At 60.2% G+C, this 13,196-nt stretch carries 13 protein-coding genes; 4 read left to right on the top strand and 9 right to left on the bottom strand.

Annotated elements, in window-relative coordinates; translation table 11 throughout:
* Positions 1–123: 123 nt before the first annotated feature.
* Complete coding sequence (locus tag KGB23_RS20830; RefSeq protein WP_223432407.1) at positions 124–1,365, top strand: TIGR03862 family flavoprotein; 1,242 nt, start codon at positions 124–126, stop codon at positions 1,363–1,365.
* Between the two features lie 130 nt (positions 1,366–1,495).
* On the opposite strand, the gene KGB23_RS20825 is transcribed toward KGB23_RS20830, so the two are convergent.
* Both KGB23_RS20825 and yedA read right to left on the bottom strand, forming a co-directional pair.
* The gene (locus tag KGB23_RS20825) at positions 1,496–2,830 is read right to left on the bottom strand and encodes a DEAD/DEAH box helicase (RefSeq protein WP_223432406.1); all 1,335 of its coding nucleotides are present in this window, start codon (positions 2,828–2,830) and stop codon (positions 1,496–1,498) included.
* 65 nt (positions 2,831–2,895) lie between these two features.
* A complete protein-coding gene (gene yedA / locus KGB23_RS20820) occupies positions 2,896–3,822 on the bottom strand; it encodes a drug/metabolite exporter YedA (protein WP_223432405.1) in 927 nt (308 codons plus the stop codon).
* Between the two features lie 162 nt (positions 3,823–3,984).
* Here yedA and KGB23_RS20815 point away from each other — a divergent pair, with 162 nt between their 5' ends.
* Positions 3,985–4,437, top strand: a complete 453-nt coding sequence (locus tag KGB23_RS20815; protein ID WP_008149219.1) for an Lrp/AsnC family transcriptional regulator — start codon at positions 3,985–3,987, stop codon at positions 4,435–4,437.
* Between the two features lie 115 nt (positions 4,438–4,552).
* On the opposite strand, the gene KGB23_RS20810 is transcribed toward KGB23_RS20815, so the two are convergent.
* The 3 genes from KGB23_RS20810 to KGB23_RS20800 all read right to left on the bottom strand — a co-directional run bounded on the left by KGB23_RS20810 (position 4,553) and on the right by KGB23_RS20800 (position 6,650).
* Positions 4,553–5,164, bottom strand: coding sequence for a PolC-type DNA polymerase III (locus KGB23_RS20810; RefSeq protein ID WP_046048736.1), 612 nt, complete (start codon positions 5,162–5,164; stop codon positions 4,553–4,555).
* Positions 5,165–5,186: 22 nt separating this feature from the next.
* A complete protein-coding gene (locus KGB23_RS20805; protein ID WP_046048735.1) occupies positions 5,187–5,666 on the bottom strand; it encodes an NYN domain-containing protein in 480 nt (159 codons plus the stop codon).
* Positions 5,667–5,894: 228 nt separating this feature from the next.
* Positions 5,895–6,650 carry a DUF2076 domain-containing protein gene (locus tag KGB23_RS20800; RefSeq protein ID WP_223432404.1) on the bottom strand — a complete coding sequence of 252 codons (756 nt, stop codon included), beginning with the start codon at positions 6,648–6,650 and terminating at the stop codon, positions 5,895–5,897.
* Positions 6,651–6,828: 178 nt separating this feature from the next.
* Here KGB23_RS20800 and KGB23_RS20795 point away from each other — a divergent pair, with 178 nt between their 5' ends.
* Positions 6,829–7,503, top strand: a complete 675-nt coding sequence (locus KGB23_RS20795; RefSeq protein WP_223432403.1) for a YciC family protein — start codon at positions 6,829–6,831, stop codon at positions 7,501–7,503.
* Positions 7,504–7,578: 75 nt separating this feature from the next.
* Entirely contained in the window at positions 7,579–8,652 is a 1,074-nt protein-coding gene (locus KGB23_RS20790; protein WP_223432402.1) for an endonuclease/exonuclease/phosphatase family protein, read from the top strand.
* Positions 8,653–8,769: 117 nt separating this feature from the next.
* On the opposite strand, the gene KGB23_RS20785 is transcribed toward KGB23_RS20790, so the two are convergent.
* The 4 genes from KGB23_RS20785 to KGB23_RS20770 all read right to left on the bottom strand — a co-directional run bounded on the left by KGB23_RS20785 (position 8,770) and on the right by KGB23_RS20770 (position 13,176).
* Positions 8,770–9,606, bottom strand: a complete 837-nt coding sequence (locus KGB23_RS20785) for an ABC transporter ATP-binding protein (RefSeq protein ID WP_223432401.1) — start codon at positions 9,604–9,606, stop codon at positions 8,770–8,772.
* Positions 9,594–10,397 (bottom strand): ABC transporter permease, encoded by an 804-nt coding sequence (locus tag KGB23_RS20780; RefSeq protein WP_008149230.1) that lies wholly within the window; start codon positions 10,395–10,397, stop codon positions 9,594–9,596. Before KGB23_RS20780 ends, KGB23_RS20785 begins: the two co-directional genes overlap by 13 nt.
* Before the next feature lie 9 nt (positions 10,398–10,406).
* A complete protein-coding gene (locus KGB23_RS20775; protein WP_223432400.1) occupies positions 10,407–11,393 on the bottom strand; it encodes an ABC transporter substrate-binding protein in 987 nt (328 codons plus the stop codon).
* A 412-nt stretch (positions 11,394–11,805) separates the two neighbouring features.
* Entirely contained in the window at positions 11,806–13,176 is a 1,371-nt protein-coding gene (locus KGB23_RS20770; RefSeq protein WP_223432399.1) for an aspartate aminotransferase family protein, read from the bottom strand.
* Between the last annotated feature and the right edge of the window lie 20 nt (positions 13,177–13,196).

The following is a 13,196-nucleotide window of genomic DNA, read 5'->3' as shown; positions in this document are numbered from 1 at the left end:
ATTTAACATTCAACATTCAACATTGATGTCGACTGATACACCGCTTTCGCGAGCAAGCCCGCTCCCACATAGATCTGTGCTGGTAGAATGCGCGGCTTATTCCGCCACGCCGCAGCTCTCGCCATGACCCAGCCCTCGCCCTCCTCCTCTTCTCACGTTGCCATCATCGGTGGTGGCCCCGCCGGTTTGATGGCGGCCGAAGTGCTGAGTCAGGCCGGGATCAAGGTCGACCTGTACGACGGCATGCCTTCGGTGGGGCGAAAATTCTTGCTGGCCGGTGTGGGTGGCATGAACATCACCCATTCCGAAGCCTACCCGGCGTTTCTCTCACGCTACGCCGAACGCGCGCCGCAGATTGCGCCGCTATTGCGGTCATTTGGCGCTGATGCGCTGTGCCAATGGATTCATGACCTGGGCATCGAAACCTTTGTCGGCAGTTCCGGGCGAGTCTTTCCTACAGACATGAAAGCCGCCCCTCTGTTGCGCGCCTGGCTCAAACACCTGCGAGATGCCGGCGTAGTTATCCACACCCGTCACCGCTGGCTCGGCTGGGATGACAGCGGTGGATTGCGTATCGACAGCCCCGAAGGCGAAAAAACCGTCAAGCCTGACGCAACCTTGCTGGCCCTCGGCGGCGGCAGCTGGTCGCGGCTCGGCTCGGACGGCGCCTGGATGCTGCCGCTGGAACAACACGGCGTAGGACTCGCGCCGCTGCAACCAAGTAATTGCGGCTTCGAGGTGCAGGCCTGGAGCGAGTTGATGGTCAGCAAATTCGCTGGCGCACCGCTGAAAAACATCGCCATAGGCCTCAATGACGACGTGCCGCGGCTCGGGGAATGTGTGATCACGGCAACCGGGATTGAAGGCAGTTTGATCTACGCCTTGTCGGCGCCGATCCGTGAAGCCATCAACCTGCACGGCTCAGCGACCATTCACTTGGACCTGTTGCCGGGCAAGCCTGTGGATAAAATTCAGGCTGCGCTGAGCAAACCGCGTGGTTCACGTTCCATGGCTAAACACCTGCACAGCCAGCTCGGGATCGATGGTGTGAAAGCGGCGTTGCTGCGCGAACTCACTCCAGCCGAATGCTTCGCCGATCCGGCACTGCTGGCCAAAGCGATCAAGGCGCTGCCACTGACACTGGTGAAAACCCGCCCACTGGACGAGGCCATCAGCAGCGCCGGTGGCGTGATGTTCGAAGCAATGGATGAGCGCTTGATGCTCAAGCAACTGCCTGGCGTGTTCTGCGCGGGGGAAATGCTGGATTGGGAAGCGCCGACGGGCGGCTATCTGCTGACCGCGTGTTTCGCCAGTGGGCGCGCGGCAGGGTTGGGGATGGTGGAGTGGTTGAAACACAAGGCTTGAAACCGAGTTGAGCCCTTCGCGAGCAGGCTCGCTCCCACACTGGATCTGTGTCGTCCACAAATCCCCTGTGGGAGCGAGCCGGCTCCGGGCGGCGTTCCGACGAAGGCGTCCTGTCAGACGCCGCAGCTATTTAAGGCTTCTTCTTACGCGGTCCAGTATTAAACACCGGCACTTTTCGCACAGGTTTGATCGAAGGCTCCGGCGCCGAAGCATCCCCACTCTCGACCCACTTACCCAAGTTGCGTTTACCGCCACCGGAAGTCTTCGGCTTCTTCGGTTTTTTCGGCTTCTTGACCACCTGACCGCTGGCATCGGTATCCGGCACCCGGTGCTCAGGCTCGAAGTCATGTTCCATCTGACGAGGCAATGTCTGACGGGTCAACGTCTCGATGGCCGACAGCAGATTCACTTCATCGGCGCAGACCATCGAAATCGCCTGCCCGGTTGCACCCGCGCGACCGGTACGACCGATCCGGTGGATGTAGTCCTCAGCCACGATCGGCAGGTCGAAGTTGACCACCAATGGCAAATCTTCGATATCCAGACCACGGGCGGCGACGTCGGTGGCCACAAGAATCTGCACTTCACTGGCCTTGAAACGGTCCAGTGCGCGCTGGCGGGTTGCCTGCGGTTTGTCACCGTGGATGCCGTCGGCATTGATGCCCAGGCCCTGGAGTTTTTCCACCAGCGCGTCCACGCCGTTGCGGGTCTTGGCGAACACCAGCACCTGCTTCCACTTGCCCTTGCGCAGCAAATGGATGAACAGTTCCGGCTTGCGCTTTTTGTCGACCGTCACCACCCATTGCTTGACGGTGTTGGCCGCCACGTTGCGCGGGCTGACTTCGATGCTCAGTGGATCGTTGAGCATTTGTCCGGCCAGCAAGCGGATCGCGTCGGAGAAAGTCGCGGAGAACAACAGCGTCTGACGTTGCTTCGGCAGCACGCGGTAGATATTCCCCAGCTCCTCGGAGAAACCCAGATCAAGCATGCGATCGGCTTCGTCCAGAATCAGGGTTTGCAGCTGATTGAACTTGAGGGCCTTCTGGCGATACAGGTCGAGCAAACGACCCGGCGTCGCCACCAGCACGTCAACACCCTTGCGCAGCTTCATCATTTGCGGGTTGATGCTGACGCCGCCGTACACCGCGTAAGTGCTCAACGGCAGGTTCTCGGCGTACTGACGCACGGCTTCGTGAACCTGTTCGGCCAATTCGCGGGTCGGCACCAGGATCAGTGCGCGCACCGAGTTAGACGCCACTTTCGGCCCTTCCATGGCCAGCAATTGCAGGAGCGGCAGCGCGAAGCCGGCGGTCTTGCCCGTCCCGGTCTGGGCGGCGGCCATCAGGTCGCGACCGGCCAGCACCGCCGGAATGGCTTGCGCCTGAACCGGCGTCGGGGTCTGGTAGCCGAGCGTCTCGAGAGAGCGCAGCAAGGGTTCGATCAGGCCAAGGGAGGCGAAAGTCATGGGATTACCGTAGGAAAATTCAGCGCGGTTGTGCAAAACGAGTGTGCAATGGCGCGCAGTTTACCCTAATTCACACGGGATTCTGTCGGCACAACCACGGCGGGACGTTCCGGCGCACGACGCCACTGCGGCAACCCGATCAGCACCACCGCGCTGATGATCACCGCCATGGCCAATGCTTCCTCGATACCAATGGTCTCACCGACAAACACGATCCCCAGCAACACCGCCACGGCCGGGTTGACATAGGCATAGCTGGTGGCCGCCGCCGGGCGCACGTTTTTCAACAGATACATATAAGCGTTGAAAGCGATGATCGAACCAAAGAAGGTCAGGTAGGCCAGGGCCGCCCAGCCTTCGATCGGTGGCATGGCTTCCAGATGCTCTCCACTCAGCGCACTGCCGATCAACAGGACCACGCCGCCCACCAGCATTTCCACAGCGCTGGCCATCGCGCCCTGGGGTAACGGCAAGTGTTTGCTCCACACCGAACCGAAGGCCCAGGAAGCTGCCGCGAATATCAGCAACATGGCACCCAGCGGGCTCGATTGCAGGTTGGAACCGAGGTTGAGCATGGCAATGCCGATCAGCCCGAGCACAATCCCGGCCCATTCGAGACGGGTATTACGCGTGCCCCAGTAATATCCGCAGAGCAAGGTAAACAGCGGCACCGTCGCCACCGCCAGCGCAGCCACACCCGAGGCGACGCCCATGTGTTCGGCCACGCTCACCCCGCCGTTACCGCACGCCAGCAGCAAAATCCCGATGATCCCGGCAGCTTTCCACTGCGCCCAGGTCGGTGCCGGCGCCCCGCGCCAACGCAGGAACGCATACATCAACGTCCCGGCGATCACGAAGCGAATACCGGCGAGCAGCAACGGCGGCCAGTACTCAACGCCGATGCGAATCACCAGGTAAGTCGAGCCCCAAATCACGTACAACGCGAAAAAGGCAGCGATCAACGGTAAGGGAAAACGACGTAAGCCAGGCATGGGGCAGCTCGTAGGCAAGACAAGTGAACAGCTATTCTAGAAAGGCCAGCGGCGTAAAATAAGTTACAAAACCTGTTTATAGCGCCGGTACACTTTTCAAAACACGGAGATCACCGCTATAAACCGTGTTTTCGAAAGTCAGTCATTTTCAGGAGTACCACGATGGATAAATACGACCGCATGCTCCTCAGCGCCCTGTTGGAAAACGGTCGTGCGTCCTACGCCGACCTGGCGCGCAAAGTGAACCTGTCCGCTCCGGCCGTGGCCGAGCGCGTCGCCAAACTGGAAGCCTGTGGGGTGATCACCGGTTATCAGGCGAAAGTCGACATGGCCAAGCTTGGATTGCCGATCCAGTGCGTGATCGAACTGCGGCTGAACCAGCACGGCAACCAGAAGGCCTACGACGACCTGATCAAAATCCCACAACTGACCGAATGCCATCGGGTGACGGGTGATCCGTGCGTGATCATGCAAGCGGCCGTGGGTTCGATGCCGGAGCTGGAAGAGTTGATCAACCGGATCGCCAAGTTCGGGTTCAGCAAGACGTCGATCGTATTGTCGAGCGCGATAGAGAAGCGCGTGCCGCTGGGGCAGTTGGAGGGAAATGGCAAGTAGGAGCTGTCGAGTGAAACGAGGCTGCGATCTTTTGATCTTGATCTTAAAATCAACGTCAAAAGATCGCAGCCTCGTTTCACTTGGCAGCTCCTACAGGGGTTCAGCGGTGTTTCAGTCAGAACCCGCGATGGCGTTTCAGGTGCTCATTGATCTTCGCCGCCGGCACTTTCTGCAAGCTGACCAGCAGATCATGCGACAACTCCCGCAACCCATGCTTCTGCCGCAACTCCTGCGCCAAATGTGCCGTCAGGTTGGCCGCCATCTCCGCATCGGCCATGGCCCGGTGAGCTTTACCGGTGTGAGGCAGGTTGGCGAACGTGGTGAGGGTGCCGAGTTTGTGGTTCGGCGCGGCGGGCATCAAACGGCGGGCGAGTAGCAGCGAGCAGGCAAAGTTCTGCAAGCGTGTGCGCTTGATGCGGCCGAGTTCAAAGTCCCAGAACTTCTGGTCGAACGCGGCGTTGTGCGCCAGCAGCGGTGTGATGCCGACGAATTCGTTGACTTCGTTCATCACCTGCTCGGCCGATGGCGCGGTGCGCAGCATGGCGTTGCTGATGCCGGTGAGTTGTTCGATAAAGGCCGGGACGCGCACGCCGGCATTCATCAGGCTTTGGTAACGCTCGACGATGCGCCCCTGTTCAAGGATCACCACGGCAATTTCCGTGGCCCGGCAGCTGCTGCTCGGGGAGATCCCGGTGGTTTCAAAGTCGATGACTGCTATGCGTTCCAAACCTGTTTCAACTCCGTATAAATCAATTCTTGAGCAGCAACGCGCCTTCGATCGGCACGTAGCGGCTGGCGGCGCGGATCAGCGAGTTGGCCGTCAGGCCCGGCACGCCGTAGGCCACGGCTTGCACCCCGTGCTTGGTGATGATGCGCTCCAGCAGCATGTCGAAATCACCGTCACCGGAGGCCAGCACCACTTCGTCGACATGATCGGCGGCGTCCATGATGTCGAGGGTGATGCCCACGTCCCAGTCACCCTTGGCCGAGCCATCGCTGCGCTGAATGTAGGGCTTGAGCTTCACGACGAAGCCGAGGTTGCGCAGGATCTGCTGGAATTGCTGTTGTTTGCTGTCGCCGCGATCGATGGCGTAGGCATAGGCCTCGACGATATCGCCCTGTTTGCTGATATCAGCCCACAGTGCGGCATAGTTGAAGTGGCAACCATAGGCCTGACGCACGGTGTAATAGAGGTTCTGGACATCGGCGAACACTGCGATTTTTTTCACCGGTCATCCTCGTTGGCGCGCCGGAGCGCGGGCAGGATCAGGCACCAGGCCCGAAAAGTTGCCCAGTATGCCAGCCTGAAGGATTGTTCCGCGAATAATCGGCCGTGTGGCGAGGGAGCTTGCTCCCGCTGGACTGCGTAGCAGGCCCTTAGGTTCTAAAGCAAAGGGGCGCTTCGCACCCCAGCGGGACGGTGCGGCGTTCCGACAAGCTCCCTCGCCACAGATGAATCAGACGAAGGAATCGTCGTCACCGCCAAAGAACGATGAGCTGTCATCGCTGTAGTCGGCGTCGGTAAAACCGCCTTGATCATAGGAGTTGTCAGCCACGCGCTGATCTTCGCCCGAGCCGTTGTCACCGCTCTGATCGTTGACCTGAGCCGGTTCTTCCTTGATCACTTCAACCACTTCCGGCTGCTGATTGTGATGGAACAGGCTGCTGATGCCTTGCGCCAGCATCACACCACCGGCCACACCGGCGGCGGTTTTCAGTGCACCACCGAGGAAGCTGCTGCCGGCCGGCTGTTGCGGGGCGTAATTCTGCTGAGGCGGCGCTGCACCGAAGTTTTGCTGAGGCGGCTGCGAGTTGAACGACGTCCGCGCCGGTTCACGCCAGCCGCCACCGCTCGATGCCGATGGGCTTTGGGTAGGCGCTGGCTGCAGATCACGGGAACCGCCACCAAAGATGCTCGACAAGAAGCCACCGCTGCTCGGTGCCGCAGCTGCCGGCTGAGCCTTGGCCGATTGCAGTTCGGCCTGCAATTGCTGGACTTGTTGCGTGAGTTGTTTGTTCTGTTCGTCGAGGCTCTTGATGGCTGCCTCTTGCACCAGAATCGCCTGGGTCATGAAATAGCCCGCCGCGGGCTGGCGAGTCAGGTGTTCCTTGATCCGCGCCTCGGCCTGGGCGTCGCGCGGGGCTGAATCCGTTTCGGCCTGTTGCAGCCGGGAAAACAGTCCATCGATCAGGGTTTGTTCTTCGCTGTTCATGGCGACCTCGTAGATTGCCGGGAATATCGTCGCCCTTATCCACTGTGGATAAGGTGCTCATCCGTAATGGAGGCTGATACAGGATGTTTCAATGGTCTTTACCGAACGTTTACGTTTGCGCCCCAAAGCGCTTCATCGGTTAAAGTGGGCCACTGCTTCCAACCTGCGATACCGACTGATGAATTCGTTCGATGTACTGCGTGACTCACTGTATTTCTTCAAGCGCAATCTGGGCCAGATCGTGCGGCTGTGCCTGCCGCTGGTGATCTTCGAGGCGCTGCTGCAACAAGTGGTCGATCACTCCACCGAGCCGGACAGCTTCCCCGGTATCAGCGTGATGGTCGGCTTGCTGGTTTATCCGCTGTACACCGCCGCGCTGATCCTGTTTCTCGATGCGCGCAGCCGGGGTGAATCGCCGCGCAACCGTGACCTGCTGTCGAGGGCCGCCTACCTGTGGCCGCGCTTCGCCCTGCTCACTGCGCTCAATACCTTGCTGATCCTGATCGGCCTGTCGCTGTATTTCCTGCCGGGCATCTGGCTGATGGTGACCCTGGCGTTTGGCGAGTACCTGCTGGTGCTGCGCGGCTTCGCACCGCTGGCGGCGATGAAGGAAAGCCTGCGCCTGACTCGCGGCCATTTCCTGCGCATTCTGGTGTGCATTCTCTGTGTAATGGGCCCGTTGTGGGTGCTCAAGGGCGCGACCCTTGCGGTCTATCCCGAACCGCAGAACCCGGTGATTTCGCTGCTGATCGACAGCGCCCACAGCTTCCTGCAACTGTTCGTCAGCGTGGTGCTGTTCCGCCTGTTCATGCTGATCGACGAGGTGCCCGAGAAAATTGACGGGCCGCTCTGACCGCTCCCCCCGTGGGCTTAAGCCCGTCTGTCGGTTATGCTCTGGGTCAACTTTTGTAACGCTATAAGCCGAGCCATGACCCGTCTACTGCGCTACACCCTGCTGGGCCTGTTGATCGTGACCGGCCTGATTGCCCTGATCTACAACCTGACCTGGCGCCCCGAAGCCAAGGAAGCCTTACCGGTCAGTTGCAACGCCCAGGCACCGACGCTGGTGCCCGGTCAGGCGCTGACGGTGATGACCTGGAACGTTCAGTACCTGGCGGGAAAACGCTACGTGTTCTGGAATGACCTGGCGGCCGGCAATGACGAAAAACCCACGCCCGAAGACATGGCCTTCAGCCTCGATGAAGTGGCGCGGGTGATCCGCGACGAGCAACCGGACGTCGTGCTGTTGCAGGAGCTCGATGACGGCGCCAAGGCCAGCGATTACCAAAACCAGTTCAAACTGCTTCAGGAGCGGGTCGCGGACCTGTATCCGTGCAGCGCTCACGCCTTCGACTGGAAAGCCGACTTTGTGCCTGAGCCGCACATCTTCGGCAGCGTCGGCCGGCAGCTGGCCACCCTCAGCCGCTACCAGGTCGAACATGCCGAACGCCTGCAGTTACCGGTCGGACCGGCCAATTTCATCTCCCGCCAGTTCAAACCGAAAAACGCCTTGCTGGTCACGTATCTGCCGTTGAGCGACGGCGGTCAGATAGCGGTGCTCAACACCCATCTGGACCGCGTTATTCCGCCCGACGAAACACTTCAAGCCCAGGTGACGGCCACGGTCAAAGTCCTCGACAAGTTCGAAAGCCGCGGCACGCCGTGGTTGATCGGTGGGGACTTCAACCTGTTGCCGCTGGGGCAATATCGACGCCTGCCCGACGAGCAACGCACGCCCTACTCCGCCGACAGCGCGCTGCATGGGCTGTGGGACAAATACCCGATGATCCCGACCAACAACGAAGCCAGCGGCATCGACCGGGCGCGGTGGCTGACTCATTACCCGAATGATCCGGCCTTGAACGGCCCGGACCGGACTGTCGACTACCTGTTCTACAGTCCGCGGATCAAACGGGTCGAGGCGACGGTGAGACAGGACGATACCTTGCGGATCTCCGATCACTTGCCGGTGATCGCCCGTTTCCTTTTACCCGCCAACTAACGATGCAAAACCTGTGGGAGCGGGCTTGCTCGCGAAAGCGGTGGGTCAGCCGACATCAATGTTGAATGATAAATCGCCTTCGCGAGCAAGCCCGCTCCCACAGGGATTTGTGCACGGTCAATGCTCCTCCTCCAGCTCATCGTGCAATAGCCCGAAGATCTTGCGTTTCATGTCGATGAACGAGCGCTCCATGACCATGTCCAGGGTCCGTGGGCGTTCGATCGGCACGTCCAGAATCTGCTTGATCCGACCCGGTCGCGCGCCCATCACGTAGACCCGGTCGCCCAGCAGAATCGCCTCGTCGATATCGTGGGTCACGAACAACACGGTCTTCTTGCTGTTGCCCCAGACCCGCAACAACAGCTGCTGCATTTGCAAACGCGTCTGGCTGTCGAGCGCGCCGAAAGGCTCGTCCATCAGCAGGATTTGCGGATCGTTGGCCAGCGCCCGAGCAATTGCCACACGCTGCATCATGCCGCCGGAAAGTTGCTTGGCGTAGTTGTTGGCGAACCCGGTCAGGCCGACTTCATTGACGTAGTAATCGACGATCTCCTTGCGCTGAGCGGCTGCCATACCGCGACGTTTGAGGCCGAATTCGACGTTCTGCCGCACCGTCAGCCAGGGGAACAGCGTGTAGCTCTGGAACACCATGCCGCGATCCGCACCCGGCCCCTGAACTTGTTGGCCACCGACATAGATCTCGCCTTCCGTGGGCTCATTCAATCCGGCGGTGAGGTACAGCAAACTCGACTTGCCGCAGCCCGATGGCCCGACCAGCACAGCGAACTGCTGATCCGGTACTTCGAACGACACCTGATCCAGCGCGGTGAACACGCCACCATCGGGCTTTTGATAGCGAAGGCTGACCTTGTCCACTTGCAGCCGTGGTGCGGCGTGCACCGGGGTGGCCTGTGGCGTGACGAAACGAGGGTTGACGGCGCTTACTGAGCCCATGCGGCGATCCTCAGACGGAGAAAACGGAACAGTTGATCGGTGACCAGGCCCAGCAGGCCGATGATCGCGATGGCCAGGAAAATCACATCCACTTGAAAACCGCGCATGGCTTTAAGGCTCAAGTAACCCAAACCACTGGAAGCCGCGACCAACTCGGCGACCACCAGGTAAGTCCAGGCCCAGCCCATGGTCACGCGCAAGGTGTCGAGCACACCCGGCAACGACGCCGGGGCGATCACATGCAGCACCGCATCGCGGCGGTTCGAGCCAAGGGTGTAAGAGGCGTTGATCAGGTCTTTGGAGATGCCTTTGGACACGTCCGCGATCATCACCAGTTGCTGGAAAAACACGCCGAAGATGATCACCGAAACCCGCTGTTCCAGGCCGATGCCGATCCACAGAATGAACAGCGGCACGAACGAAGTTACCGGCAGGTAGCGGATGAAATTGACCATCGGCTCAAGGAACGCCTGGACGATGCGGAAGCTGCCCATCAGCAACCCCAGCGGCACCGCCACCAGCGACGACACGATGAAACCGACCATCACCACTTCGAGGCTGGCCCACACATGCAGACCGAGCGTACCGTCGCGGCTCAGGCGCACGGCGGCCTCGACCACCGCGCCCGGTGTCGGCAAGAACATGCCCGGCACCACGCCACCGTAAGACAACCCGGCCCACAGGCCGACCAACAACACCCAGGCCAGACCGCTCGCGCTCCAGATCACTGAAACCGGCAGGCCGGTCTTGGGCGTGATGCAGCGGCTCAGCCATGAATTGCGCTTGAACATGCAAACCTCCTAGAGCGGGCTGACGAAGCGGTTGTCGATCAGGTCGTCATTGCTGACGTTGTAGGGTTTGCCCTGCAATTCACTGGCGGTCTCATTGGCCAGTTTGATCAGCGGTTCGCTGTCGCCCGGTTTGCCCGGCGAGCCGAGGAGTTTTTCACTCATGGCCTGATCGTAGAAGCGCACGCCCTGCGCGGCAGCGGCCAGTTCCTTAGGATCGGCGAGGTAACCGCCGACGCCTTTGGCCATGATTTTGTAGGCTTCTTGCGGATGATCCTTGGTGTACTGAACCGCCTTGTACAGACCGGCGACCAATGCCTTGACGTCTTCCGGCTGCTTCTCGATGACCGTGCAGTTGAGCGCGACCACGTCGACAATCACTCCCGGCGTACTGCTGCTGTCGATCAACACCTTGCCTTGTTGCTTGCTGCGGACCATCGACAGATGCGGTTCCCATGTCACCGCGGCTGGCACGCGACCAGCGATGAACGCAGTGGCGGCATCGTCGGCCGTCATGTTCTGCACGGTGATGTCGCTCATTTTCATGCCGTGTTTTTTCAGCAGGTAAGACAGCCAGAACTGCGAAGTCGACCCTTCGTTCACCGCCACCGCTTTGCCTTTCAGCTCCTGCAGACTCTTGACGTCCTTGCCGACCAAAACACCGTCGCCACCATGGCTGTCGTCCAGTGCAGCCACCGCCTTGAAGCAGAATTGCGGACGGTATTTGAGCACCTCGTCGATGGTCGACGCCGAGCCCGACAATTCGCCCGAGGCTTGCGCGGCCATGTACATCGAAGCCTCTTCGACGACAGGCAATTCAACGGTCAAACCGTTTTCCTTGAAGTAGCCCAGGTCCTGAGCCAGGTAGAGCGTGCCGTAACCGACCCACGTGGTGTGGCCGATAGAGAGGGTGCCGGCCTGGGCGCTGGTAGCGACCGTCGCGGCGATGGCGGTGACCGCCAGTGGATGTGCGAAGCGGGTAAGCAAGGACTTGATCATGGAGCACTCCCAAAGCTGTTGATTTAGTTTTGTCATGGGCAGTACGGCCAGCGGCCTTGGAGAAGAGCTGTCACCTGAGGTCTCTGGTGGACCTTTCGGTGAGCAGCGTTTGGCTGACTGGCGAGGTCGATGGTGGCCCAAGGCGGGGATTAGGAAAATTAGGAAATATGTCGATGGGAGTGATGAAAAAACTGGGTAGCGCGCACTGCGAAAGGGCGCTGTGGGCGGGGATGCCCGAGGTGGGTGCAATAGCTGAGCGGTGTGGTGAATTGGCTATCGCATTCGTCGGAACGCCGCCCGGAGCAAGCCCGCTCCCACACTTGATCGGTGTCGTACACAAATTCTGTGATCGACCTAGATCCAATGTGGGAGCGGGCTTGCTCGCGAAGAGGCCTGAAAGATCGCTACTAGATTAAAGGCGGCCGTATTCCTGCGCCGTACGATCAACGGCTTTCAGGGTTTTCCCCACCAGTTCATCAACCTCTTCACGACTGGCAATCAACGCCGGCGCCATGATCATCCGCCCCAGTGTCGAGCGAATAATCACCCCCTCTTCAAAGCCAATCGTGCGGCAGCGCCAGGCAATGTCGTTCTCATTGGCAAAGCGCTTGCGACTGGTTTTATCTTCAGCCAATTGCAGCGCCGCCACCATGCCGACTCCCTGAATATCGCCCACCAACGGGTGCTTGACGAACACCTCGCGCAAGCACTGTTGCAGGTACGGTCCGATGTCATCCTTGACCCGCGTCACCACCCCTTCATCGCGCAATGCCGTGAGGTTGGCGATGGCCACCGCCGCTGCCACCGGGTGCCCGGAGTAGGTCAAGCCGTGGGCAAACACCCCGCCCTGCTCCACCAGTACCTGAGCCATTTTCTTCGACAGAATCAAACCGCCCATGGGGATGTAACCCGAAGTCAAACCCTTGGCGATCGACAGCGTGTCCGGCTCGAAACCGAAGTGCTCGTGGGCGAACCATTCACCGGTACGACCGAAGCCGCCGATCACTTCGTCAGCGCACAACAGCACATCGTACTTACGGCAGATTCGCTGAATTTCCGGCCAGTAACTCTCTGGTGGAAAGATCATCCCGCCCGCGCCCTGGAACGGCTCGGCGATAAACCCGGCGACCTTGTCCGCACCGAGTTCGAGAATCTTCGCTTCGAGTTGCTGCGCCGCCCGCAGGCCAAACTCAGCCGGGGTCAGGTTGCCCTCGTGGGCAAAAAAGTACGGTTCATCGATGTGTTCGATGTCGGGAATCATGCCGCCCATTTCGTGCATGAACTTCATGCCGCCGAGCGCCGTCGCCGCCAGGGTCGAGCCGTGGTAACCGTTCCAGCGACCGATCATGATTTTCTTCTCGGGCTTGCCGAGAATCGTCCAGTAACGGCGCACGGTGCGGATCAGCACCTCGTTGGCTTCGGAGCCGGAGTTGGTGTAGATCGCGTGGCTGTAGTGCCCCGGCAACAGGCTGAACAGCAGCTCCGACAGCTCGATCACCTGCGGGTGAGTGGTGTGGAAAAACATGTTGTAGTACGGCAACTGCTCCAGCTGCCGAGTCGCCGCAGCGGCCAGGTCCTTGCGGCCGTAACCGAGGTTGGTGCACCACAGCCCGGACATGCCGTCGAGGTAACGCCGACCATCGTTGTCCCACAGGTGCAGACGCTCGCCACGAACCATCACCCGAGGTCCTTCATCGTTGAGCGCTTTTTGATCGACGAATGCGTGGATGTGGTGCGCAGCGTCGGCGGCCTGGTAGTCGCGGGTTTCACGTGGTGTGGTCATCGCCAGTTCTCCGTTTTGTT

Origin of the sequence: Pseudomonas sp. GL-B-26 (genome assembly GCF_019947405.1) — a bacterium.
Lineage (GTDB): Bacteria > Pseudomonadota > Gammaproteobacteria > Pseudomonadales > Pseudomonadaceae > Aquipseudomonas.
This window is presented reverse-complemented; position numbering and strand designations above follow the sequence as displayed.